The sequence below is a fragment of the Peribacillus sp. TH16 genome (assembly GCF_016651095.1).
In the GTDB taxonomy this organism is placed as follows: Bacteria; Bacillota; Bacilli; order Bacillales; family DSM-1321; genus Peribacillus; species Peribacillus butanolivorans.
Window position 1 is genome coordinate 1,214,668 of sequence record NZ_JAEKEM010000002.1, and the last position, 22,681, is coordinate 1,237,348.

Here is a 22,681-nt window from a genome sequence, read left to right on the forward strand (position 1 = left end):
CACCTCCTTATTGTAATGCGACTCTATGTGTTGATGAGATTGGCTTCAAGTCGTAAGCACGTCCATTTTCATCGAAAAATTTTGAATAAGACGACTCATACTCTGCTGATAATTTTTTTCTAAGCTGTACTTTTTCCTCACGAACTTCCGGCTCTAAATCCGGAATGGCAGCAATCAGACGCTTTGTGTAAATATGTTGGGGATTTTCATAGATTTCATCGCTATTGCCTTCCTCTACTAATCTACCGCGATACATAACGCCCATCCGATCACACATATGCCGGATTACACCGAGGTCATGACCAACAAATAAATAAGTTAAATTGAACTCCTGTTGGAGATCCTGAAGAAAATTCAACACCTGCGCCTGAACCGATACATCGAGGGCTGATACCGGTTCATCAGCAATAATCAGTTTGGGTTTTAATGTTAATGATCTAGCAATTCCAATCCGCTGGCGCTGCCCCCCTGAAAATTCATGAGGATACTTGTGAATCGATTCCGGACTGAGTCCGACTTTGTCCAAGAAGTCCTGAACGATTTTCTTTTCCTCTGCAGGTGATAACCGTTCAAAGTTCCTCAGCGGTTCGGCAATGATGTCCAGCACCCTCTTCTTGGGATTCAATGATGAATATGGGTCTTGGAAAATCATTTGGATATCTTTTCTGAATGGTTTAATCTCTTTTCTACTTAAAGCTGCTAAATCCCTGCCTTCAAACAGGATTTGTCCGGATGTCACATTATTCAGCTTGACAACTGCCTTACCTGTCGTTGACTTGCCGCTTCCTGATTCTCCTACCAAACCATATGTTTCCCCTTGCTGCAGCTCAAAGGACACACCATCAACGGCTTTTACATGATCAACTACTCTTCGGAAAAAACCGCCTCTTATTGGAAAATGCACTTTTAAATTATCTACTTTGAGTAATGTCATGAGTCGATGCATCTCCTTCAGCTTGAAAATAAAATTCTTTATAGCAGGTGCACCGTACAAAGTGATCCTGACCTACCTCGTGAAGATGAGGCGACTCTTCATGAGCTTGTTTAGGAATCCATGGAATACGATCTTGGAACCGACATCCCTTCCTGTCCATTTTTGCTATCGATGGAACAATTCCCTCAATAACGTGCAAACGGTTTTTTTCATTGGTAGCCGAAGGGATTGAATTTAATAGCGACCTAGTATATGGATGAAGTGGATTGTTAAATATCTCTTTAACACTTCCCGTCTCTACTACTTGCCCAGCATACATGACAACAATCCGATCAGCTACCTCTGCTACAACGCTCAGATCATGGGTAATTAATATAATCCCCATTTTGGTTTTACTTTGAATATCTTTCAACAAATCAAGTATTTGCGCTTGAATGGTAACATCTAATGCTGTCGTTGGTTCATCAGCAATAACTAGTGCAGGATTGCAAGCAATGGCAATCGATATCATTGCTCTTTGACGCATTCCGCCTGATAGTTCATGCGGATATTGCTTGTACGTCCGTTCAGGATAAGGGATACCCACTTGTGTTAAGAGTTCGATTGTCCTGTTCTTTTTTTCATCTCTAGAAAGCTCAGTATGATAGTCAAGATTTTCCTCAATCTGTTTTCCGATTGTCATCAGCGGGTTCAATGCTGTCAAAGGTTCCTGAAATATCATCCCTAATTCCTTTCCGCGGACTTTATTCATTTGTGTATCATTCAGTGTAAGTAAATTTTGACCTTTATAATGTATTGTACCTTCTGACTTCGTTCTCTGTTTATTATGTAATTGCATGATAGAAAGGGCCAGTGCGCTCTTTCCACATCCTGATTCTCCAACCACCGCTACAATTTCATTTTCATTTACAGTAAACGAAACATCATCCACCGCTGCATGATATTTGCTCTGAATTCGAAATGAGGTAGTAAGGTTTTCAATTTGCAATATAGCTTTCTTCATCCCTGCTCCCCCTAAACTATTTTTTCGGGAAAATAATAAATCTTCTGATAATTATTTAAAATTTTAATCAATTTTAAACATTTATTCAATAGTTTTGTAGAAAATAATCACATTTTTTTCATATTTTATAACTTTAGGAATATTTTTCTGCAATATAAAAATAGTTTCCTTCATAACTTTTACACAGTAAAGTTATGAAGTCCTATTTATAGCATAGAATAAAACATTTTAATTTTCTTATTTTGAAATAATGATTAAATATTCCACTAAAAATATTAAATCACTTAATTTCACCTAGGGAAAAAGTTACTTATTTTGTTACAGTTTGAAAATTTTAATATTTCAGAAAAATTAGCTTAATTGTAAGAATATCATAAAATTGGTAATACTATCATGTATATTTCATATCTCTTTAAAAAACACCTAAAATATTATTTTTAAATGCACTGAAACCTTTTTAAAACTCTTTCGTAGAAACCGGTAGACAATAAATAATGAGGTGATTGAATGTATTCACAAACTGTAAACACATATATGCCATCTGTTATGCGTACCTTTGCTCTTTCTCTCGCAATCTCTGTATTAGGGATGGCTGTTGGAACTCTAGTTCCACCATCCTTATTTCTTCCCTTAGCGATTCTGGAAATTGCTATGCTAATTGGCGCTTTTATCATGCGGAAGAAAAAATCTATTGGCTACACATTCCTGTATAGTTTTACGTTAATTTCTGGGATTACCACCTATCCGATTATTGCACACTATCTTGCCACTGCAGGGGCGAATGTTGTGATGTTAGCCGGGGTGACGACAACAGTTGTATTTGGGGGACTAGCTATTTATGCTACAACAACCAAGAGGGACCTTTCTTTCTTAAGAGGAATGTTGTTTGCCGCCTTGTTAGCTTTAGTAGCCATTAGTATTTTTAACCTTTTCTCACCTTTAAGTTCTACAGCAATGCTAATCTTTTCATTTATTGGGATTCTTGTATTCAGTGGATATATTTTATATGATTTTAATCGAATGAAGCATTACGGGGTTACAGCAGAGGAAGTACCACTTATGGCCTTAAATCTGTATCTTGATTTCATTAACCTTTTTATTAACATCCTACGTTTCTTTGGTATTTTATCTAGCGAAGATTAAAAAAACGGGCATTATCTGCCCGGTTTTTTTATTTATATAGTCCAGACTCTGATTTTTCAGTCCACGGCTGTTTTACACCAAAGGTACTGGCAATGAACTGAGTATCTTCTCTTCTTTTTTTCCTTACTTGGGCCCGCTGTTTCGCTGATTCGTTTAAATTCATCTCCATTTCAGTCTCTGGAACCAAACGCGGAACCGGTATTGGTTTTCCATCTTCATTGATGGCAACAAAGGTCAAAAAGGAAATAACACATAAGTTCCGGTCTCCCGTAACTAAATCTTCCGCAATAACTTTTACAATGATTTCCATAGATGTTCTGCCCGTATAAGTTACGAAGCTTTCTAGACATACTGCATTTCCTTCGTGAATAGGGTGCAGAAAATCGACAGAATCAGTTGATGCCGTAACGACATTACTTCTCGCATGACGCATCGCAGATATAGCTGCAACATCATCAATGTAAGCCATCAATTTGCCTCCAAACATCGTACCAATATTATTTGTATCCGGCGGGAGAACAAGGCTCGTTTTTATGACCAAAGAGTCCCGGCAATGTTTTATTTCTTCCATGGTGACTGCACTCCTTTATGTCTAATTTCTCACTAGTTAACTTTATCGAATTCTTCACTGTAAAGCAACACACATGCTTATTTTCCTGCTTTTAGTTGGAATTATTCGACAAAAAATATTTCTACGTTTATTCACTTTTACTGTTCTGTAGGCTCTTTACCTGTTGTAGCTCTCGTAAGCTCAAGCCAAAGGTCATTTGTAGATGAGGATAATCTTTAAAACCTGACCAATCTCCTCCCCATTCAAATCCTAAATCTTTCGCGATAGAGACGACTTCCATCCAATCCGATTCCCCATTATCGTTGCCGTCATATTCCATATTCCAAATAGCCTCCCCTTGTTTGTTAAGGAGTGCAAAATCTATCGCCAATCCAAAATTATGAAGCGACTCCCCTCCTTTTGCATTAGTTACAATGCTTCCAGACTTTAAACGTCCTTTTTCATAGAGGTCATTTTGCTCTTCTAAAGTACGGAATCCAGCCGTTATGATTACCACGATACCTTTTTCATTAGCCTGTTGAATGAGCTTTTCTTTTTTTTCAGCGACTATCGGATGCAACTCGTCAGTCAGTTTAATTTTATCTAGATCGGGGGGGAGCAAATGCTTAAGCATGAACCCTAGCAGTAACCCGAAAAAGCCTATTATCAGACATGCCTTTACCCAGTTAACCTTCACTGAACAATCCTTCCTTTACGAATAACTGTCTGAATGAGAAAAACTCAACCAAAAGCGGATGAGTTTTTCTTCTATTATAACTTTGACTTCAATTCTTCTATTTGCAGTAAATGTCGTTTTTCATGCAAACCCACAAACGGAATCCATTGCTTCAAGCTTAATTCTTTAAACAATGGATGAGGGAATGACTTTTGTTCAAGATCTTTTTCATTTGCGCTGTCAACAACTTGTATAAATGCCTGGCGGGATTCGGACAATTTATTCTTAACCTCGTCCAAAGTTTGAAATGCTTCTGATGGAATGACAAATGGCGGCGCCGAGACCTTCACTTCACGATTTAGAGTATACTCTATCGGTTTATCTTCTGCAGGGATACTCTCATCGCTTTTTAACTTGTCGGCAATACTCTTTGTTATCACTCGCTCCATTAAATATAAATGATTCAATACCTGGATAATGCTCCAGCGGCCTTCTTCTGGATGGGCATTCAGCTGTTCATCCGATAAATTGTTAACCGCTTCTAATAGTTCTTCCCTAATTTTTTTGTTATCTTCCATTTTAGCATCTCCTCCCGAAAGCTTAGTTAAACTCCATCAATTATTCCATGTTCTGTATAAAGGTGTAAAATAAAAACACTTTTAGATAGGAAGAAAACCGATTTAAAGTTGTCTATTTTTAGAAAAGCTCTATGATAGTCATAAAGGTACTATTCACCTAATACAAATGACTTTCAAAATTCATCAAAGATAGTCAAAATAGGAGTGATCGTTATGAGCGGAGGACATATCCCATTCAGCCACAAAGGACGTAGCGTCATTAATGCAAAGCCTTCCAAAGGAAGCATTTGGACGATGCTCAGGCAAATGTTTAATCGTGTCCCATCTAAATGGAAATTTTCTTCCTTGATATTATGTATAATGTTGTTCATTTCTTTACTTGAGTTCTCCATCCCACAGTTGACTCAGTATACGATTGATGAAATCATTCCCGAAAAAAAATATGACTCCTTGATTTGGGTAGGCACAGGAATTCTTGGAGCTGCTATTTTATTAGCTTTACTAAACTACTTTAACAGCTATATCGTTTCCAAAGTCGGTCAAAAAGCGATTATGGATTTACGAAATAGCATGTATGAACATATTCAAAGGCTGGATATGAAATTCTTTGATAAAAACCGAACGGGTGACTTAATGTCACGGCTGACTAATGATGTCAATTTACTACAACAACTCATCTCTTCAAGCATGCTGCAAGTCGTAACAGACATGGTAACTTTTGTTGCAGTCGCTGTCTATATGCTTTTCATTAATTGGAAACTGACCATTGTCCTTCTTTTTACATTCCCGTTCATGTTCTATATCACAAGGGTATTTGGAAAACGTATTCGAATGTCGTTTAGGTCTGTTCAAAGTTCTGCAGGAGATGTCAGCAACCAGTTACAGGATTCTATCTCAGGAATGCGACTCATTCAATCTTTTACCAATGAAGAATTTGAATCGAAACGTTTCGCAGAACGTAATCATGAAAACATGGTAGCTAACATTAAATCGGTTCGCTTGCGATCCATGTTTGGTCCGGTTATCGATTTATTGAACAATATTGGTCTTGTTGCTGTTATTGTATTTGGGGCTTGGCAAGTGATGGAAGGTGCATTTACAGTGGGATTAATAGTAGCTTTCCTCGCCTATTTGAGATTACTGCAGAGTCCTGTTCGCAATTTCAGCCGAGTAATCAGCATTGTCCAGCAGTCAGCTGCAGCTTTTGAGCGTATTACAGAAATTATGGAAACACAACCTGAAATCAGAGACAAAGGAAATGCAATTGAGCTTCCTTCAATAAAAAAACAAATTGAATTTCAATCAGTTGATTTTGCTTATGATGAAAGTGTTCCGGTTCTTAGCAAACTAAACTTAACGATGAAAGCTGGTCAAATAACAGCTCTCGTCGGCTCTTCTGGTGCAGGGAAATCGACAATTACAAACCTTTTAATCCGATTTTATGATCCACAACAAGGAACAATCAAAATGGACGGTCTTGATATCCGTGATGTGTCGCTGAAATCTATACGTAGCCAAATGGGGATTGTTTCTCAGGATATCATTTTATTCAATGGTTCAATCCGCGATAACATCGTTTATGGAAAACTTGATGCAACAGACGATGAAATCACTGAATCGGCTAAAGCAGCCAATGCTCATGACTTTATCAGGGCCTTTCCGAATGGTTACGATTCTCAAATTGGAGAGCGAGGCGTCAAACTTTCAGGAGGACAAAAGCAGCGAATCGCCATTGCTAGGGCACTTTTGAAGAATCCACAAATCATCATTCTCGATGAAGCGACAGCAGCATTAGATACGGAATCCGAGCATTTAATCCAGGAAGCATTGTCACGTTTATTAGTAAATCGGACTTCAATTGTCATTGCACATAGATTATCAACCGTTCAAAATGCTGACCAAATAATCGTTCTTGAAAAAGGCAGTGTCCATGAAAAAGGAACGCATGAACAGTTATTGACAAGTAACGGCAGATATAGGCAGCTTCATGACTTGCAATTCCCTCAATTAAAGGCGGCTATTACATAACAACTGCACAACCGCCTTCAATGAAACAGGTCCGATTTATATATAATAAGCCATGTGTACAGAAGTATTACTTCTGTGCACTTTTATTGAATTTATTTGAAATCATAGCTCTCTAAAATACGATTGGTAATGAGCTGATACCCTTTTTCATTTGGATGAATTTTATCACTGAAATACTCTTTTTTCTTTTTATTTTCAAATAAATCATTAGTAGGGATAAATATCATTCTTTTATCCCCTTCTACTACCTCGTTTACTGATTGGTTATAATCATGAACGTGCTTTTCAAGTCGTTGATCATCTTTTTTTGGATTATACAGCCCAACTACAAGTATATCCGCTTTTTTGTTTTTCTTTAATAGTGTAGAAAGAATCTTATTTAGATGGTCGATATACTCTCGTTTACCATCATTTATTTTTTGATCACTTATTTTTTTCAAGTTACCTCCATTACTGTTAATCAAGTCGTTTGTTCCAATATAAACAATAAACGTGTCGGCTTTGTCCAATTTCGTGTTAATTTGATTATCTTCAAGCTGATCAATGACACCATCTGTTTCCTGGCCTTTAATACCGTAATTCCAAAAACGGACTTTTTTTTCAGAATCAGGGTTATTCAATTCATCCTCCAGACCTTCTACATAACCTTCCCCATCCTTATCACCTTTTCCATAGGTTAACGAATCTCCAAAAGCCATCACATCTTCCGACTCTGAAGCCTGAAACTTATATGCAGCAAAACAAATAACTAGTACAATTACAAATAAACCTACTATTTTTTTCATTTGTTTCTCCTTATGTAATGTATTTACTATGAAGTATTTTATCTTGTAATTACCCCAAAAATGAACATACTTAACATGCAAAAAATGAATTGTCAGATAAACTGTAAAAAGTGTATGATACAATAAAAGCATTCAATGGAACGGGTTTTCGTCAACCTCCTTTTATTCATAAATAGGGTGGGAATCCCATGTTTCTGGAGATTGTATACATAATAAGGATAGGAGTTAAAATGATGGATCAGTATATAGATTTTAGGGATGCAGAACTAACAGATTTACCAAGAGTAGTCGAAATATATAATTCGACTATTGCTTCAAGGATGGTCACTGCAGATACAGAACCTGTTTCAGTGCAATCGAGGCTTAAATGGTTTGAGGAACATCATTCAGAAAAACGACCGCTTTATATTATTACATTCGAAGGAAAAACTGCTGGATGGATGAGTTTTCAATCTTTCTATGGTAGGCCAGCTTATGATTCCACTGCCGAGATCAGCATATATATTGATGATTATTTCCGGGGAAAAGGAATTGGACAAATTTCGATTCAAAAGGCAATTGAAGTGAGTCCAAAATTAGGAGTTAAGACACTACTTGGTTTTATATTTGCTCACAATGCACCGAGCATAAGACTGTTTTCTAAATTTGGTTTTGAAGAATGGGCGCATTTACCTCAAGTTGCCGAGCTAGATGGTATTGAACGGGATTTAGTAATCCTTGGTAAGCGTGTTAATATTTGAATTTCATTACTTAAAAGCTATTGCCTTCATTCAGCAGTAGCCTTTTTTAGTTTAAATGAAGGAATCTATTTTAAAGTCACTGACGAAATTTAAAAATCACTATAAAATTTTTTAAGTAAAAAATATTCTGATTTTCTTTTATTTGTTATAGCATTTAACAGCGAATCCAATTCTTGACTTGCTTGAACAGTTAGAAGGCTTGTAAAACCATAATCAGCTGCCAATTTAATCATTTCCCGTCTCTTTTCTTCTATTCTTTCTACGGTTATCTTTGGGGGCATCTATAGTCACTTCCTATTTATTCAATTTTCTTACACCTTTTATGATAAAGAAATAAGTAGTTAAAATCAACCATATATGGAAATTAAAATGTGTTATTCCACAAAATAAATGTGACAAAAAGCCTATTCCATTCTCTGTTTGTGTCTTTTTTGTGACATTTTATATTCTAGACAAATATAAAAAAGCATTCACTCATGTACACTGCGAATGCTTTAATAATATTCATCAAATTAAATAATATTTTAAGATAGTAAAGTATTTTAAGAACTCTTACTATGTCATCCACTCTGAAGGAGACTCGATATTAGGTCTATTTATAACAATCTTATATTCATCTTCAAGCACTTTTAAAGGAACATCATAAAGATGTCTTTCATCAGAGGTTTTATAAACTCCATTCGCTAATAACTCTTCAATCAGCAATGCCTTCCTCTGTTCAATTCTCTTAAATAATTCTGCCATGTAAATGGCTCCTTTCCTTGTCTTCATCAGCCCGCCTTCATATGAGCTAAATTGTAGTAACAGGTATCATTTTCACCAAATTATATCTTTTCTATTATGTCACTAAACGTTATTTCACAAAAATAAAAGCCTCTTCTAATTCAAGAAGAGGCTTACAGTAGTCCGTTCGGCTCTTCTTATCTTCCAAGCGTATGCTTGTTGGATGTAGCACAGTTCCCAAAATGGGTCTGCTGCCGAGGTTTCTTTGGGCCAAGTCCCTCCACCTCTCTGGATAAGAATTCAATATATAAATGATGTAGACATGATTTTATCCCAATATTCTTCAAAAGTCAATCACATGGTTCTCCCTTTTTTTGATAGGTATTCTCTATAGACCCCATTCAAATTGGGTTGCAATTTCCTGGCTTTCTGATATGATGTCAGTAATTACATACATTCACACCACTAGGGGAGTCTTTTTAAGACTGAGATGGAATTTGTTCCGGACCCTTTGAACCTGAACCGGATCATACCGGCGGAGGGAAGTGGATGATATCGTCTTTAAACACATGACTTTATCCATCTGCCCCGCTCCGTATTTCAGGAGCGGTTTTTTTTTTCAGATGGAAAAGGTGAATAATTAGACTGCTAGGGGAGCACTTTTGCTGAGAATCAAACCCTTTGCACCTGATCTGGTCATACCAGCGGAGGGAAGCAGGCTGTAAGAAGGAATTTGCTTCTTCCTCGGTAACAGCCGCTTTCTTTCAGAGAGCGGTTTTTTTGTTGATCAGATAGTGTATGCACTATTTACAATTTTAGTAAATTTTAAATTTCAAGGAGGATGTACCATGGAGAATACAAAATTAGAAACCTTCAGTGATAGACTTCATGAACGGGCAAAAGGAATCTGGAAAAGGAACCATACACATCCCTTTGTTCAGGCGATTGGAGATGGGACGCTTTCAGAAAAGAAATTTGCCTATTACCTAAAGCAGGACTATATCTATCTTATGGATTATTCCAAACTCTTTGCGTTAGGAGTCATCAAAGCTCATAATCTCGAAACCATGGCTAAGTTTGCAAGTATTTTGAATGAAACCCTTCAAGTAGAAATGGATATCCATCGACATTATGCTTTGGAGTTCGGAATCAGCTCAATCGAATTGGAAAATACAGAACCTACTCCAACCACTCTAGCTTATACGGGTTACATGCTAAATGCAGCCCAAAATGGGACTTTGGCCGACCTGATAGCCTGCCTCCTTCCATGCGCCTGGGATTATTATGAGATCGGTTTGCTATTAAAAGAACAAAATGGTGAAGCATTAGAAAACAATCGCTATGCTGATTGGATTAAATCATATTCGTCTCCTGAATTCGGTGAAGCACACAAATGGCTGATTGCTTTGTTGGAAGAGTTAACAGAAGGCATGCCTGAAAAGGAACTTCTTAGATTAGAGAAGCATTTTTTGGTGACTTCCCGTTATGAATATTTATTCTGGGATATGGTTCAAAATGAGCAGGATTGGCCACTGTAGGATGTTGGCATGATGATGAATCCAATCAAGAAAATGACGTTGACTGCCATGATCACGGCCATTACTACCATAACTAGTTCATTCATTTTCATCCCGGCCGGATTTGCAAAAATCTTTCCGATTCAGCATCTGGCAAATGTCATGACAGCCGTTTTATTGGGACCGGCTTATGCGGTAACACAAGCTTTTTTAGTTTCCATCATTAGAAACATGTCTGGTACAGGTTCAATTTTCGCCTTTCCGGGCAGCATGATCGGTGCACTATTGGCTGCCGTCCTTTATCGAAAAACACAAAGCTTGAAATTCGCTTGTTTAGGGGAAGTGATAGGGACCGGCATTCTTGGATCCCTAGCTTGTTATCCCCTTGCTGTCCTCCTATTGGGAGAAAAAGCAGCTATTTTTGGTTTTTTACCAGCTTTTATGCTTAGTTCATTCGCAGGTGCCATTTTAGCTTTCATTTTACTGAAAATACTTTTAAAAAATAATTATATGAAGGGGTTTTTTTATGAAAACAGCGTTAACCATCGCAGGCTCTGACTCAGGGGGCGGTGCTGGAATACAAGCTGATTTAAAAACATTTTCTGCACATGGGGTTTTTGGAATGTCTGTCATTACAGCTGTAACGGCACAAAATACAATGGAGGTACGTTCAGTACAAGCTATAGATACAGGTATCATAACGGATCAAATTGCAGCTATTTTTGAAGATATACACGTCGATGCAGTAAAAATAGGTATGCTTGGATCAAAAGAAATAGTTGAAACAGTCGCCGCGTCTCTAAATACCTTCTTACCCGCAATCGTTATCCTTGATCCTGTCATGATTTCCAAAAGCGGCCATCATTTGCTCGATGAAAAAGCTGTCTCTGCTTTAAAAACAGAATTACTGCCGCTTGCAACACTTGTAACACCGAATGTTCCCGAAGCCGAAGTCCTTTCTGGCTTGTCGATTCGAACGAAGCAAGATTTTTACGAGGCTTGTATATCAATTAAAGAACTTGGGGCAAAAGCGGTTTTACTTAAAGGAGGCCATTCAGCAGGGAATCCAAATGATCTTTTTTATGACGGAACTGACTTTTTCTGGATTAAAGGAGAACGCATTCATACAAAAAACACCCATGGGACAGGCTGTACTCTGTCATCCGCCATTACATCCAATCTGGCAAACGGACTACCTTTAAGACAATCCATTGAACAAGCCAAGACATATATTTCTGAAGCCATACGAAATAGCTTTTCACTCGGTAAGGGGCACGGACCCGTCCATCATTTTTATTCATTTTCAAAAGAAGAAAGGAGTGATTTAATATGAATGTTTCCGTTTCAGACTTATTCTTTCAGGTCAGAGAAAGTAAACCGCTCGTTCACCAAATCACTAACTTTGTTACGGTCAATGACTGTGCCAATGCCACTCTTGCCATCGGTGGTTCACCTGTTATGACATCTAGCCCAAGAGAAGTCGAAGAGATGGTCAAATTGGCTGATGCTCTGGTCCTGAACTTCGGTACGATTGATGATAAAGCCTTGGAAGCAATGGAGATTGCCGGTAAGACAGCGAATTCCCTTAATATCCCAGTTATTTTGGACCCAGTGGGAGTTGGTGCAACTTCCTACCGTACAGAACAAGTGGCAGAGCTCCTGAAGAAAGTTACCTTCCAAATCATCCGCGGAAATGCGAGTGAAATCCATCGGTTAATGGGTGGGGATATCGTTACACGTGGAGTGGATTCAGGTGAACTTGCGATTAGCAATGCAGAACTGGCAGCACGTGCGGCTAATAAATTGCATTGTGTCGTCGTAGTGAGTGGCGCCAAAGATGCTGTTAGCGATGGTAAAAATACGTCCATTATCGATAATGGTAATCCTCTATTAACGAGTGTTACAGGTACTGGCTGTATGGCTACTGCTCTTATCGGAACTTTTTCCGGAGTCACAGACAATTTCTATGCTGCGGCAGTTGCCGGGATCTCAACAATGAGCATTTCCGGGGAACTTGCTGCTGCAAAACTTCAAAAAGATGAAGGAACTGGAACGTTTCGTGTGCGATTAATCGATGCGATATCAAGAATAGATAAGGAAATTTGGATAAATGAGGTGAAATTATATGAAGAAGTCTCAAATTGATTTAAGCCTATATTTAGTGACAGAAGAGTCCATAGCAATAGAAGATTTGACCAAAATCATAGCAGAGGCGGTTTCTGGAGGAGTCTCGATCGTACAACTTAGAGAGAAAAACAATTCCTCCCTCTCCTTTTATAAAAAAGCTTCTGCATTAAAACAGTTACTACACGAACTTTCTATTCCGCTGATCATTAATGACCGGGTAGATATAGCACTTGCTGTTGGAGCAGACGGAGTTCATATCGGACAGGATGACCTTCCACTTTCAGTCATCAAACAATTAGTGCCTGACAATATGATTATCGGTGTATCAGTCTCAACTCTAGAAGAAGCTATCGAAGCCGAACAAAATGGAGCGGACTATATCGGTGTTGGTTCTATTTTCCCTACGAAAACAAAGCAAGATGCAACCTTAATGGCAAACGGAGAACTTGAGAAAATTTGCCGCAGTATATCGATTCCTGCAGTAGCTATCGGAGGTATTACCGCCGAAAATATCTCATCTCTTTCAGAAAGTGGAGTATCTGGTACAGCGGTAGTTTCCGCAATCATGAATGCAAATAGTCCACAGAGTGCCGCTGAATTCCTTTTAAGCATAATAAAAGACTTTAAGTAATAAAAAGAGAGGGACTAAATTTAGTCCCTCTCTTTTATGTTATGTCAAAATAGTATTCTTTGTCTCTTTTCCAAAAGCTACGACAACTGCCCCCACTAAAATAGCAATTGTAAATATAGTGAAAATTGTTGAAATTGGTGTACCTGCAGCAACTAAATAACCGACAAGCAATGGTCCCAAGACACCGCCAATTCGACCAATTCCAGCAGCTAAACCAGTACCTGTACCTCGAACTGCCGTTGGATACTGTTCTGGAGTATACGCATAGAGCGCACCCCATGCACCTAAATTGAAGAATGATAGGAACATCCCGGATACGATTAAGAGTGCTAACTCTTCTGCTGAACCAAAGAAAAATGCACTGACAGCCGTTCCAATTAAGTATGTGATCAAAACGAATTTACGTCCTATCTTCTCAATCAACCATGCAGCTGAAAAGTATCCTGGAAGCTGAGCTAGCGTCATAATCAAGACATATTCAAAGCTTTGAATCATACTGAAGCCTTTTAAGACCATGACACTTGGCAGCCATAAAAACATTCCATAATAAGAGAAGACCACGCAAAACCATAGAATCCACAACACGAGGGTCTGACGTGAATATTCCTTTTTCCAAACGCTTTTCATATTATTGAGTACGGATGGCCTCTGCTTCTTTTCCAGTTCCGTATACTTAGGTGAATCTGGTAGTTTCAAACGCAGATAAAGCGCATATAAAGCTGGAACAGCACTTAATAATAATGCAACGCGCCAGCCATAGACCGGAATGATGAAAAAAGAAATAAGTGCTGCCAATATCCATCCAACAGCCCAAAAACTTTCAAGAAGCACGACAACTTGTCCCCTTTTACTCGCTTCAACACTTTCAGAGACAAGTGTCGAGGCAACCGGAAGTTCTCCTCCGAGCCCCATTCCAATCAAAAATCGCAAAATCAAGAACAAACTAAGTGTACTGACTGCTGCAGACAAACCGCTAGCAATAGAAAATAATAATAATGTAATAATAAAGACGTTCTTTCGTCCAACCCTATCTGCCATTGCTCCAAAAAAAACAGCCCCCACAGCCATACCAATGGAGTTAATACTGCCAATCCACCCAACCTGTTCACTGGTTAAGTTCCATTCCTGTTTCAACGCAACAATAATGAAAGAAAGCATACCCACATCAAGTGCATCAAACATCCATCCGAGACCCGCTACACCAAGTAATTTACGTTGCGATATAATTTTCGCATTATTTCCCATATGAATCCTCCTGAAAAACTTTAGAACTTCTATTTATTTTATCCCTTCTTAATTTTAACTATTAAATATCATTTTCGCTATAGTATTTACAGATGTCATGACAAAAAACACATATTTCTTTGTGAAATTAAGAAGAAACACTTATAACTAGTTGTTTATTGAGATAATTATTATGTCGAATAATAATGATTGAATATTCTTTTTTTTTCATTTATGATAAAAATTGGCATAAATCAAAGCGTTATCAATAAGTCAGCATGTTTTGCCCAATTAAACCATTATATTCAGGAGGGTAATTATGACAAATCTAACGTTAGAGGTAAGTGGAAAGTTGCAAAAATTTTTAACAGGACCTAAAAAGCTTTTTATTAATGGTCAATTTGTAGAAAGTGTTTCAAAGAAAACCTTCTCCACTCCAAATCCTGCCACAGGACAAAAACTTGCCGATGTATTTGAAGCAGATAAAGAAGATATTGACTTAGCCGTTAAAGCAGCACGCAAAGCATTCGATGAAGGTCCTTGGTCAAAGATGAGCGCAGCTGCCCGCAGTAGGCTAATGTATAAACTAGCAGATTTAATGGAAGAAAATAAAACAGAGCTTGCGCAGTTAGAAACATTGGATAATGGGAAACCCATCAGTGAAACAACCAATGCTGATATTCCATTAGCCATTGAACATATGAGATATTTTGCCGGCTGGTCGACTAAGATTGTTGGACAGACTATTCCGGTAAGCGGAAATTACTTTAACTACACAAAACACGAAGCTGTAGGTGTGGTAGGTCAAATCATCCCTTGGAACTTCCCACTCCTAATGGCGATGTGGAAACTCGGTGCAGCACTTGCTACAGGTTGTACAGTTATTCTAAAACCTGCTGAACAAACTCCATTATCTGCGCTTTATTTGGCTGAACTAATCGCTGAGGCTGGTTTCCCGGATGGAGTCGTCAATATCGTTCCTGGTTTTGGTGAAACAGCTGGACAAGCTCTTGTCGATCATCCACAGGTCAATAAAATTGCATTTACCGGTTCTACTGAAGTTGGAAAACTAATCATGCGCTCTGCCTCCTATTCATTGAAACGTGTCACGTTGGAACTTGGCGGAAAATCACCAAACATTATCCTTCCAGATGCAGATTTCTCGAAAGCTATTCCTGGTGCTTTGAATGGTGTTATGTTTAACCAAGGCCAGGTATGTTGTGCCGGATCTCGGGTTTATATTCAAAAGAAACACTATGATAATGTTGTTGCCGATATGGCTAGCCATGCTAAAAATATTAAACAAGGGGTAGGCTTAGATCCGAATACACAAATTGGACCGCTTGTTTCTCAGGAACAGCAAAACCGCGTTCTTGGCTATATTGAAAAAGGGAAAAATGAAGGTGCAGAAGTCCTTGTCGGTGGAAGTAAACCGGGTGAAGAAGGCTATTTTGTTTCTCCTACTATATTCGCTGGTGTAGAAGAGGAAATGACAATTGCCAAAGAAGAGATTTTCGGTCCGGTTATTGCGGCAATGCCTTATGAGGATTTAGACGATGTTATTAACCGTGCCAATGCCAGTGAATATGGATTAGCTGCCGGTTTATGGACAAGTGATTTAGCCAATGCCCATTATGTGGCAGGAAAACTTCGTGCAGGTACCGTTTGGGTGAACTGTTATAACGCATTTGATGCAGCTTCCCCATTCGGTGGTTACAAACAATCTGGAATCGGACGTGAAATGGGATCCTATGCACTTGATAACTATACTGAAGTAAAAAGCGTCTGGGTCAATCTAAGTAAGTAATTTTTTATGTGATTTTAAAGAGAGGGTCTCAAAGGGGACCCTCTTTCTTATAGTTCACACATTTTTATTTTTATTTGGATAATCACTTTAGAGTCTTTACCTATTTACAATAATAGTTATAAAAAGGAGGCATTTTTTCCTATGTATGAAATTGCTATTAATTTTTCAGTATATCATGGTCCACATAACGTTCTCCTATGATTTCACTGAGAAGATTAATGGCCAACTTTAGCTCCATCACCAGCTGTAATTAATATTCTTATGAAGCTGAGTCCAACCCACTGGGGTTTGAATTCAGCTTCTTCCTAATTAAGATATACTCCTCCTTTATTGAGTTACAATATATTCCGCACTGTTTTTTCTATACAATGGAGTAAAAAGTTTCTTTTTTAATAAACAATCAGTACAATTATAAATGTAGAAAATGGAAAAGGAGTTTATAAATGATGAGTGAATTTCAAACAAATTTAGAAAAATATGCAGAACTTGCTGTTAAAGTTGGCGTCAATATTCAAGAAGGACAAACTCTTGTGGTGAACACTACATTAGAGGGCGCTGATCTTGTCCGCATTATTGTAAAAAAAGCTTATGAAAGCGGCGCTCGTAATGTCATTGTTAATTGGAATGACGATATCGTCGGACGCACCAAATACGAGTTGGCACCGGATGAGGTGTTCAACGAGTATCCAGAGTGGCGTGCAAAAGAGACGATTGAACTTGCAGAAAACGGTGCTGCTTATCTATCTGTCATCTCCTCGAGCCCAGACTTATTAAAAAGTGTAAAACCTGAAAGGATTGCAAACTTCCAAAAGGCATCTGGTACTGCACTGAAAAAGTGGCGTCAATATATGCAATCCGATAAAGTGAGCTGGTCGATAGTCGCGGTGCCTTCAAAGGCTTGGGCTGATAAGGTGTTCTCTGATGAAGCAGAAGAAAAACGCATTGATAAACTGTGGGAAGCCATTTTCAAAGCTGTTCGTGTTGATGTGACGGACCCTGTAGAGGCATGGAAAAAGCACGACGACACGCTTCATGAAAAAGTTAATTATTTAAATGAAAAACATTACCAAAAATTGCATTACACGGCTCCTGGAACAGATTTAACAATTGAGTTACCTGACAAACATCTTTGGGTCGGAGCAGGCAGCATTAACGAAAAGGGGCATGAATTCATGGCTAACATGCCAACTGAAGAAGTGTTCACGGTTCCATTAAAAACGGGTGTAAACGGTACGGTTTTGAGTACCAAACCGCTTAGTTACGGAGGAAACATCATTGATAACTTCTCTGTGACCTTTAAGGATGGCCGCATCATTGAAGTAAAAGCTGAAGAAGGCGAAGAAATTCTAAAGCAATTAGTTGAAACCGATGAAGGCTCCCACTATCTAGGAGAGGTAGCACTTGTTCCTTTCAACTCTCCAATTTCTCAATCGAATGTGTTATTTTTCAATACTTTATTTGATGAAAATGCGTCTAACCATTTAGCGATTGGAAGCTCTTATGCTTTCTGTATTGAAGGCGGAAAAACCATGAGTCCAGAAGAGCTTGCAGAAAATGGACTTAACGAAAGCCTTGCACATGTAGATTTCATGATTGGTTCTGATAAAATGAACATTGAAGGAATCAAACAGGACGGCACAAGCGAACCTGTCTTCCGTAATGGGGATTGGGCGTTTTAAGAAGAGCATTGATATAGAAGGGTTTTGAACGTCAAGAACCTTGAGTGGTCACATTTCTTTACGAAACAAATTATCAAGTTCATCAGCCACGTGTTTCTGCCTACTAGGAAGCACGTGGCTATACTTGTCTAACGTAATTTGAATAGTCACTAAGATAATGTTCCGCGTCCTTCTTAGCATTCCTGTATTAGTAAAATGGATAAACCCCACCAATCTTAATGACTGGTGGGGTTTATGTATATATAAAAAGACAAAGTATTTTAAATCAAAAATACTTTGTCCTCAAATTAATATCCTAGCGTAAACGGATGAACACGGCAACTCCGGTTAGACCAGAGTCAAGGTTCAATACTTGTACAAATCCATTTCCAAGTAAACAAAGTACAGCAGCAATGTAACAATCACCAGGATTTAAAGTGTTATCGCAAGGTGCAGCACTTCCAATCACTGTAGCTTGTACAATTGTTTGCTGAGTTAAAGGTATTAACGAAGTTCTTTCCCAAAGAATCGTAACTACATCCACAGTAGTAGGAATAACAGACATATAATTCACCTCTTTTCGTTGTTAATATATTTAATGCAACTTCAGACAGCTTGGTTCATTCTTTTGTCATGCTACACAAAAAAGAGGCAGATTTATTATCTGATGATTATTCAAGAAAAACCTCAGCTACTTATTCAAAAGGAAACGAGCGAGAAACTGAAAATCCAAGAACGCCTTGAAACTGCCAAGTTGTTGAAACGAAAGCTCAAATTATCACGCATACCGCTGAAACTGAACTACTAATGAAGTTTGGGAGTACGACCTTTGTCACAATTTGCCGATTTCGGGGATAGCATTCATTTAAGAAGAACGGGAAGTTTAAGTATTGAGGTTTTTTGTAAGTGAACGATAGAATGGTTGACCATAAAGATTATCTCTCCTTTTCTGGTCACATTTGGTTACAATTATCTTTATTCAAATCAATAAGCTCCGTTCTAACAGTAATCTCACGCTTTTAAGCATGTTTATCAGCTTAAACCAGAACTTCATTTTTTTGTCAATACACATGAATCACATAATATCCCATGGAATATCTTGGACACATTTTTTATTGTGAAATATGTTATACTATTAGTAAAGAGGGTGCATATATTGAAAAGCAATAAGTATAATAGCGGTGAAACAGTAACTATTCAAGATACTGATGAATTAGTAACAATTAATAAATGGGCATATGTAAAAAACATGAAAAGATATTCTTATACTGTCAAAGAACATCCAACTACTTTTTTCTTTGAAGAAGAATTAAAAAAGGCGTAAGATTTTGATTTTACAATACGCACACAAAAAAACCCTACCATATTAGTAGGGTTTTTCTTTGTCTTTTTCCCACAATAAAGAACAGACTCCCATCGAGGAGTCTGTTCATATAGGTTACAATTTAATTTTAAAATTAAGCTTTTTGAACGTTAGCTGCTTGAGCTCCACGAGCACCTTGCTCAACGTCGAAAGTTACTTTTTGACCTTCGTCTAAAGATTTGAAGCCTTCGCTTTGGATAGCTGAGAAATGTACGAATACGTCGTCTCCATTTTCACGCTCGATAAATCCAAAACCTTTTTCTGCATTAAACCATTTAACTGTACCTTGTTCCATTTTTGTTGCCTCCTAGTGCTTAACACACAATGTATTACTATTTTTGATCGTTTGGTTAAGACAATAACTAGTATGCTCTCCCACAATCAAAAACAATTCTTTATTAGAGTAACATGAAATGATAAAGATAGCAAATTATCTGGTGATATTTTAAATTCGCAAGAGTTATTTCATTCATTCTATTTCTGCTTGTGACATCGCATTTTTTCATTTCCTTCCAATTATATGGTTCAGATAAGGATGAACGGGCCATATCAGTGTATAGGAAACAGTACTATTTACATTCAATAAGAGCAAATAACTAGGAGGTCTATCAATGAAATATGCGGTTTTGACAGTAAGGTAATCGTAGCATATAGCGGTTATGAAGCACTTGGATTTTTTTTTGAAGGAAATCGATGACCAAATTGGTTTTGTTGATAATATAGATATAGAAGAAGTTGATGCTGATGAAAGAGTCGAGGTTTCATATACTAGGCATTCCCTGTACAAGACACTTGAGCAAATCTATCAAGTGAAAGAATTTTGGGAAGTGCCTGATGTTGAATAACCTACAATTAAGAAGCCCCCCACCGTGCAGGGGAGGGATTTCGATTTAGAATTTATGTTCAGGAATAGTTAAATTCCAAACAGCTCTGTCAAATAGTATTTGGTAATGGCCAGATATTCACGAATATAAGATTTGACCAGGACCACTTTTGGTGTCTTTGCTGGTATCCCGGTCATGTCCAAGCCTACGCTTTTGGCCATTTCCACCGCACGATAGATATGGAAATCATTAGTAACAATCAATCCTGTAGCTGTTGGATTCGGAATAAGATCTTTTGAGTAAGCAATATTTTCAATAGTTGTTGTTGATTTGTCTTCCATAATGATCCTTGCCTCTTCAATTCCCTGATTGATTAACTCTTGCTGCATTGCCTGAGCTTCTGAAATATCTTCGCCAGGACCTTTGCCGCCCGATACAATGGCTATCGTATTTTTATTTGCTTTTAAATAATCAGCAGCCTTATCAATCCGGTATTGTAAAGATAATGATGGAACTGTTCCTTTAACCCTGGCCCCAAGGACAATAAGGTAACTGGCATCTTCAGGAATTGGCTGATGACTGCTCTCTTGAATTTTCATATGTAAAACCCCAAAATACACTAGTAAAGCAACAACACCAATTACAACAAATTTTACCGCCTTTTTCAAAACTACTTCCCCGTTTCATTTTCTATCCATTATATAACATGTTTTACCATAACTCACCACATAACTATAACCAAATGCTGTAGACGCACAATAGCGGGAAATCAACGTGACTTCCCGCGTTATTGCACTTAGAATGGCCTTAAGGACTAAGCTTACTAAACCCGATTCTATCGCAAAGACCACAAACATTCTAATACTAATAAAGGTTATTCTATTCAGCCATTATGTCATCATAAATCAATTTACCAATTTTACTGATGACTTGACGGCTTTCATCCTCTGATTTCATATCTTCGGTAAGGACGACAGCATAAACGGTTTGAAATTCTGAACGAATGATCGCACAATCATGTGCAACGCCCCGAATTGCGCCCGTTTTGCTTGCGACCTTTACCCCTTTCCCCATTAGTGATGGGAGTTTATCTCTTAATTGCTGATTGTCAAAAGCTCGTAAGATTTTTTCCTGGCTTTCTTTCGTTAAAAAGTCGCCTGTATGTATGGCTTTTAGGCAGGTAATCGTATCTTCAGCCGAGATTGTATTATCCCGCCCTTCCTTTAATGCTTTGAAATCCTGCATTCTGCGCCCGAGAATAGTATTTTTCAGACCAAGTTCTTTGATGCATTGATTAATTTCATCATGACCTAGCAAAGTCATCATCATATTCGTGGATGTATTATCAGATACAGTTATCATCAAAGTCAATAAATCCTCAACGGTTAAAAATACTTTATTCGATAAGACGTGCAGGACGCCCGATCCTCCAGTCACTTCATTAGGCGGAATGGTCACCGGCTGATTTAAGTAGATTTTCTTTTCTTCACTTTGACGATAGCCTTCGATTATCATTGGTATTTTGATCAAACTCGCTGATTGGAAGGATTCATCATCGTGATAGCTGATAGTATCTCCATCGGCATTTTCAATTTTATAAGCAATTCTTCCATCAAATGTTTCAACTAATGCTAAGATTTCGTGCTCTATAGTTTGTAAAGTCATCGATTCTTTTTCCCCCTTAAGATTTCAATAAATTAACTATTAAAAACTCCTCTTACTTATTCTATCATGCAAAAAGCAGTACAATCTTCTACAAATTCTATATTGATTAAATTTTCATTATAGAACAAATAAAAGGTTTTCACTTCCCAAAAACAAAAGGAGCCTTCGTATAGAAAGCTCCGTTGTGGTCTGGAATTAATTCATCTAGCTTTTGCAGGTCGTCCCTTTGCTAAGGGGAATCGTTTCTTTTCAGTGGTATCCACCTGTGTGATTTCCCCATCATGAACAGTTATAATAACCGATCCATATTGTAGATCTTCCAAGCTGGAAATGATATGTCTGATTTTTAACTCCTCTTTTTTTTCCATATTATCCTCCTCTTAATAATGGTAATTAAGCACCATTCATACCTAATAATAAAAAGAGATTGTACGAAAAATTCACACGTACTCTTCACACCTCTAAAACTTGCTTTAGGAAATTGGTTCATCTTCTGTTTTTTCTTCCTTTATCTCTCTGGATAAGAAATAATCAGTTCATATTAAACTCCATATTCTCCTCCCTTCAAATATTAAGAAAATAAAAGGCACCCTACATCTAACAGGATAGATGGAAGGGTGCCTTTAGTTGACTAATCGGCAATTTTTATGAGTCCAATAGTTACATAAAAAATCAATCATGCAAATTTTAACAATTCAATTTACA

26 protein-coding genes, 1 pseudogene and 3 riboswitches are annotated in these 22,681 nt (G+C 37.7%); of the genes and pseudogenes, 12 read left to right on the forward strand and 15 right to left on the reverse strand.

Translation table 11 applies throughout. The features are described from left to right. Nucleotides 1-7: 7 nt before the first annotated feature. On the reverse strand, nucleotides 8-934 hold the full coding sequence (locus tag JFV29_RS05830; protein ID WP_056530750.1) for an ABC transporter ATP-binding protein: 927 nt from the start codon (nucleotides 932-934) through the stop codon (nucleotides 8-10). Beyond that, on the reverse strand, nucleotides 912-1,937 hold the full coding sequence (locus JFV29_RS05835; RefSeq protein ID WP_056530752.1) for an ABC transporter ATP-binding protein: 1,026 nt from the start codon (nucleotides 1,935-1,937) through the stop codon (nucleotides 912-914). The genes JFV29_RS05830 and JFV29_RS05835 overlap by 23 nt, the downstream gene beginning before the upstream one ends. Before the next feature lie 507 nt (nucleotides 1,938-2,444). On the opposite strand from JFV29_RS05835, the gene JFV29_RS05840 reads away from it, so the two are divergent. Further along, a complete protein-coding gene (locus JFV29_RS05840) occupies nucleotides 2,445-3,080 on the forward strand; it encodes a Bax inhibitor-1/YccA family protein (RefSeq protein ID WP_053345082.1) in 636 nt (211 codons plus the stop codon). Nucleotides 3,081-3,108: 28 nt separating this feature from the next. Here the strand turns inward: JFV29_RS05840 and JFV29_RS05845 are convergent, their stop codons facing one another. From JFV29_RS05845 to JFV29_RS05855, 3 genes are all read right to left on the reverse strand, one after another. After that, entirely contained in the window at nucleotides 3,109-3,651 is a 543-nt protein-coding gene (locus JFV29_RS05845) for an acyl-CoA thioesterase (protein WP_201181704.1), read from the reverse strand. Between the two features lie 127 nt (nucleotides 3,652-3,778). Continuing rightward, a complete protein-coding gene (locus tag JFV29_RS05850) occupies nucleotides 3,779-4,327 on the reverse strand; it encodes a M15 family metallopeptidase (RefSeq protein ID WP_397444157.1) in 549 nt (182 codons plus the stop codon). 74 nt (nucleotides 4,328-4,401) lie between these two features. Beyond that, a complete protein-coding gene (locus JFV29_RS05855) occupies nucleotides 4,402-4,884 on the reverse strand; it encodes a DinB family protein (protein ID WP_201181706.1) in 483 nt (160 codons plus the stop codon). Between the two features lie 213 nt (nucleotides 4,885-5,097). Here JFV29_RS05855 and JFV29_RS05860 point away from each other — a divergent pair, with 213 nt between their 5' ends. Next, on the forward strand, nucleotides 5,098-6,912 hold the full coding sequence (locus JFV29_RS05860; protein WP_201181709.1) for an ABC transporter ATP-binding protein: 1,815 nt from the start codon (nucleotides 5,098-5,100) through the stop codon (nucleotides 6,910-6,912). A gap of 92 nt (nucleotides 6,913-7,004) precedes the next feature. Here the strand turns inward: JFV29_RS05860 and JFV29_RS05865 are convergent, their stop codons facing one another. Beyond that, nucleotides 7,005-7,697 (reverse strand): DUF459 domain-containing protein, encoded by a 693-nt coding sequence (locus tag JFV29_RS05865; RefSeq protein WP_201181711.1) that lies wholly within the window; start codon nucleotides 7,695-7,697, stop codon nucleotides 7,005-7,007. 233 nt (nucleotides 7,698-7,930) lie between these two features. On the opposite strand from JFV29_RS05865, the gene JFV29_RS05870 reads away from it, so the two are divergent. After that, on the forward strand, nucleotides 7,931-8,437 hold the full coding sequence (locus tag JFV29_RS05870) for a GNAT family N-acetyltransferase (RefSeq protein WP_201181713.1): 507 nt from the start codon (nucleotides 7,931-7,933) through the stop codon (nucleotides 8,435-8,437). Between the two features lie 89 nt (nucleotides 8,438-8,526). On the opposite strand, the gene JFV29_RS05875 is transcribed toward JFV29_RS05870, so the two are convergent. Further along, nucleotides 8,527-8,718 carry an aspartyl-phosphate phosphatase Spo0E family protein gene (locus JFV29_RS05875; protein ID WP_057216609.1) on the reverse strand — a complete coding sequence of 64 codons (192 nt, stop codon included), beginning with the start codon at nucleotides 8,716-8,718 and terminating at the stop codon, nucleotides 8,527-8,529. 274 nt (nucleotides 8,719-8,992) lie between these two features. Further along, a complete protein-coding gene (locus JFV29_RS05880) occupies nucleotides 8,993-9,208 on the reverse strand; it encodes a Fur-regulated basic protein FbpA (protein ID WP_082527750.1) in 216 nt (71 codons plus the stop codon). 146 nt (nucleotides 9,209-9,354) lie between these two features. Further along, nucleotides 9,355-9,459: riboswitch (SAM riboswitch) on the reverse strand. 158 nt (nucleotides 9,460-9,617) lie between these two features. After that, nucleotides 9,618-9,721, forward strand: a riboswitch (TPP riboswitch). 79 nt (nucleotides 9,722-9,800) lie between these two features. Next, nucleotides 9,801-9,890, forward strand: a riboswitch (TPP riboswitch). Nucleotides 9,891-10,008: 118 nt separating this feature from the next. Here JFV29_RS05880 and tenA point away from each other — a divergent pair. Genes tenA through thiE form a run of 5 tightly spaced genes read left to right on the forward strand, consistent with a single transcriptional unit; the run spans nucleotide 10,009 to nucleotide 13,435 of the window. Continuing rightward, nucleotides 10,009-10,698 (forward strand): thiaminase II, encoded by a 690-nt coding sequence (tenA, locus tag JFV29_RS05885; RefSeq protein ID WP_201181714.1) that lies wholly within the window; start codon nucleotides 10,009-10,011, stop codon nucleotides 10,696-10,698. Nucleotides 10,699-10,713: 15 nt separating this feature from the next. Continuing rightward, nucleotides 10,714-11,235, forward strand: coding sequence for an energy coupling factor transporter S component ThiW (gene thiW, locus JFV29_RS05890; RefSeq protein ID WP_053347998.1), 522 nt, complete (start codon nucleotides 10,714-10,716; stop codon nucleotides 11,233-11,235). Continuing rightward, a complete protein-coding gene (gene thiD, locus JFV29_RS05895) occupies nucleotides 11,204-12,010 on the forward strand; it encodes a bifunctional hydroxymethylpyrimidine kinase/phosphomethylpyrimidine kinase (RefSeq protein WP_201181716.1) in 807 nt (268 codons plus the stop codon). Before thiW ends, thiD begins: the two co-directional genes overlap by 32 nt. Further along, entirely contained in the window at nucleotides 12,007-12,822 is an 816-nt protein-coding gene (thiM, locus tag JFV29_RS05900) for a hydroxyethylthiazole kinase (protein WP_201181718.1), read from the forward strand. The genes thiD and thiM overlap by 4 nt, the downstream gene beginning before the upstream one ends. Next, on the forward strand, nucleotides 12,803-13,435 hold the full coding sequence (gene thiE / locus JFV29_RS05905) for a thiamine phosphate synthase (RefSeq protein WP_201181721.1): 633 nt from the start codon (nucleotides 12,803-12,805) through the stop codon (nucleotides 13,433-13,435). The genes thiM and thiE overlap by 20 nt, the downstream gene beginning before the upstream one ends. A 39-nt stretch (nucleotides 13,436-13,474) precedes the next feature. On the opposite strand, the gene JFV29_RS05910 is transcribed toward thiE, so the two are convergent. Then, nucleotides 13,475-14,680 carry an MFS transporter gene (locus JFV29_RS05910; protein WP_201181724.1) on the reverse strand — a complete coding sequence of 402 codons (1,206 nt, stop codon included), beginning with the start codon at nucleotides 14,678-14,680 and terminating at the stop codon, nucleotides 13,475-13,477. A gap of 298 nt (nucleotides 14,681-14,978) precedes the next feature. Here JFV29_RS05910 and JFV29_RS05915 point away from each other — a divergent pair, with 298 nt between their 5' ends. After that, nucleotides 14,979-16,466 (forward strand): aldehyde dehydrogenase family protein, encoded by a 1,488-nt coding sequence (locus tag JFV29_RS05915; protein WP_057216618.1) that lies wholly within the window; start codon nucleotides 14,979-14,981, stop codon nucleotides 16,464-16,466. 157 nt (nucleotides 16,467-16,623) lie between these two features. Here JFV29_RS05915 and JFV29_RS31575 read toward each other — a convergent pair. Next, nucleotides 16,624-16,729, reverse strand: a pseudogene (locus JFV29_RS31575) (pyridine nucleotide-disulfide oxidoreductase); the annotation flags it as partial. A 183-nt stretch (nucleotides 16,730-16,912) separates the two neighbouring features. On the opposite strand from JFV29_RS31575, the gene JFV29_RS05920 reads away from it, so the two are divergent. Beyond that, entirely contained in the window at nucleotides 16,913-18,145 is a 1,233-nt protein-coding gene (locus tag JFV29_RS05920) for an aminopeptidase (protein WP_201181726.1), read from the forward strand. A 295-nt stretch (nucleotides 18,146-18,440) separates the two neighbouring features. On the opposite strand, the gene JFV29_RS05925 is transcribed toward JFV29_RS05920, so the two are convergent. Continuing rightward, on the reverse strand, nucleotides 18,441-18,689 hold the full coding sequence (locus tag JFV29_RS05925; protein ID WP_053345068.1) for a hypothetical protein: 249 nt from the start codon (nucleotides 18,687-18,689) through the stop codon (nucleotides 18,441-18,443). 591 nt (nucleotides 18,690-19,280) lie between these two features. Here JFV29_RS05925 and JFV29_RS05930 point away from each other — a divergent pair. Continuing rightward, nucleotides 19,281-19,448, forward strand: coding sequence for a hypothetical protein (locus tag JFV29_RS05930; protein WP_162878786.1), 168 nt, complete (start codon nucleotides 19,281-19,283; stop codon nucleotides 19,446-19,448). Between the two features lie 133 nt (nucleotides 19,449-19,581). Here the strand turns inward: JFV29_RS05930 and cspC are convergent, their stop codons facing one another. Further along, nucleotides 19,582-19,782, reverse strand: a complete 201-nt coding sequence (gene cspC / locus JFV29_RS05935; RefSeq protein WP_010331195.1) for a cold shock protein CspC — start codon at nucleotides 19,780-19,782, stop codon at nucleotides 19,582-19,584. Nucleotides 19,783-20,167: 385 nt separating this feature from the next. Here cspC and JFV29_RS05940 point away from each other — a divergent pair, with 385 nt between their 5' ends. Beyond that, a complete protein-coding gene (locus JFV29_RS05940) occupies nucleotides 20,168-20,332 on the forward strand; it encodes a hypothetical protein (RefSeq protein ID WP_201249868.1) in 165 nt (54 codons plus the stop codon). A gap of 68 nt (nucleotides 20,333-20,400) precedes the next feature. Here the strand turns inward: JFV29_RS05940 and JFV29_RS05945 are convergent, their stop codons facing one another. The 3 genes from JFV29_RS05945 to JFV29_RS05955 form a co-directional block, all read right to left on the reverse strand. Continuing rightward, the gene (locus tag JFV29_RS05945) at nucleotides 20,401-20,979 is read right to left on the reverse strand and encodes a YdcF family protein (RefSeq protein ID WP_242485310.1); all 579 of its coding nucleotides are present in this window, start codon (nucleotides 20,977-20,979) and stop codon (nucleotides 20,401-20,403) included. 211 nt (nucleotides 20,980-21,190) lie between these two features. Continuing rightward, nucleotides 21,191-21,976 (reverse strand): serine hydrolase, encoded by a 786-nt coding sequence (locus tag JFV29_RS05950; RefSeq protein ID WP_056530792.1) that lies wholly within the window; start codon nucleotides 21,974-21,976, stop codon nucleotides 21,191-21,193. 200 nt (nucleotides 21,977-22,176) lie between these two features. Further along, entirely contained in the window at nucleotides 22,177-22,344 is a 168-nt protein-coding gene (locus JFV29_RS05955; protein ID WP_082612767.1) for a YezD family protein, read from the reverse strand. Nucleotides 22,345-22,681 lie beyond the last annotated feature (337 nt).

Excerpts from the sequence above, each read along its gene's own strand:
- JFV29_RS05830 (WP_056530750.1), bottom strand. The coding sequence starts at position 934 with ATGACATTACTCAAAGTAGATAATTTAAAAGTGCATTTTCCAATAAGA.
- JFV29_RS05835 (WP_056530752.1), bottom strand. The coding sequence starts at position 1,937 with ATGAAGAAAGCTATATTGCAAATTGAAAACCTTACTACCTCATTTCGA.
- JFV29_RS05840 (WP_053345082.1), top strand. The coding sequence starts at position 2,445 with ATGTATTCACAAACTGTAAACACATATATGCCATCTGTTATGCGTACC.
- JFV29_RS05845 (WP_201181704.1), bottom strand. The coding sequence starts at position 3,651 with ATGGAAGAAATAAAACATTGCCGGGACTCTTTGGTCATAAAAACGAGC.
- JFV29_RS05855 (WP_201181706.1), bottom strand. The coding sequence starts at position 4,884 with ATGGAAGATAACAAAAAAATTAGGGAAGAACTATTAGAAGCGGTTAAC.
- JFV29_RS05860 (WP_201181709.1), top strand. The coding sequence starts at position 5,098 with ATGAGCGGAGGACATATCCCATTCAGCCACAAAGGACGTAGCGTCATT.
- JFV29_RS05865 (WP_201181711.1), bottom strand. The coding sequence starts at position 7,697 with ATGAAAAAAATAGTAGGTTTATTTGTAATTGTACTAGTTATTTGTTTT.
- JFV29_RS05870 (WP_201181713.1), top strand. The coding sequence starts at position 7,931 with ATGGATCAGTATATAGATTTTAGGGATGCAGAACTAACAGATTTACCA.
- JFV29_RS05875 (WP_057216609.1), bottom strand. The coding sequence starts at position 8,718 with ATGCCCCCAAAGATAACCGTAGAAAGAATAGAAGAAAAGAGACGGGAA.
- JFV29_RS05880 (WP_082527750.1), bottom strand. The coding sequence starts at position 9,208 with ATGAAGACAAGGAAAGGAGCCATTTACATGGCAGAATTATTTAAGAGA.
- tenA (WP_201181714.1), top strand. The coding sequence starts at position 10,009 with ATGGAGAATACAAAATTAGAAACCTTCAGTGATAGACTTCATGAACGG.
- thiW (WP_053347998.1), top strand. The coding sequence starts at position 10,714 with ATGAATCCAATCAAGAAAATGACGTTGACTGCCATGATCACGGCCATT.
- thiD (WP_201181716.1), top strand. The coding sequence starts at position 11,204 with ATGAAAACAGCGTTAACCATCGCAGGCTCTGACTCAGGGGGCGGTGCT.
- thiM (WP_201181718.1), top strand. The coding sequence starts at position 12,007 with ATGAATGTTTCCGTTTCAGACTTATTCTTTCAGGTCAGAGAAAGTAAA.
- thiE (WP_201181721.1), top strand. The coding sequence starts at position 12,803 with ATGAAGAAGTCTCAAATTGATTTAAGCCTATATTTAGTGACAGAAGAG.
- JFV29_RS05910 (WP_201181724.1), bottom strand. The coding sequence starts at position 14,680 with ATGGGAAATAATGCGAAAATTATATCGCAACGTAAATTACTTGGTGTA.
- JFV29_RS05915 (WP_057216618.1), top strand. The coding sequence starts at position 14,979 with ATGACAAATCTAACGTTAGAGGTAAGTGGAAAGTTGCAAAAATTTTTA.
- JFV29_RS05920 (WP_201181726.1), top strand. The coding sequence starts at position 16,913 with ATGAGTGAATTTCAAACAAATTTAGAAAAATATGCAGAACTTGCTGTT.
- JFV29_RS05925 (WP_053345068.1), bottom strand. The coding sequence starts at position 18,689 with ATGTCTGTTATTCCTACTACTGTGGATGTAGTTACGATTCTTTGGGAA.
- cspC (WP_010331195.1), bottom strand. The coding sequence starts at position 19,782 with ATGGAACAAGGTACAGTTAAATGGTTTAATGCAGAAAAAGGTTTTGGA.
- JFV29_RS05950 (WP_056530792.1), bottom strand. The coding sequence starts at position 21,976 with ATGACTTTACAAACTATAGAGCACGAAATCTTAGCATTAGTTGAAACA.
- JFV29_RS05955 (WP_082612767.1), bottom strand. The coding sequence starts at position 22,344 with ATGGAAAAAAAAGAGGAGTTAAAAATCAGACATATCATTTCCAGCTTG.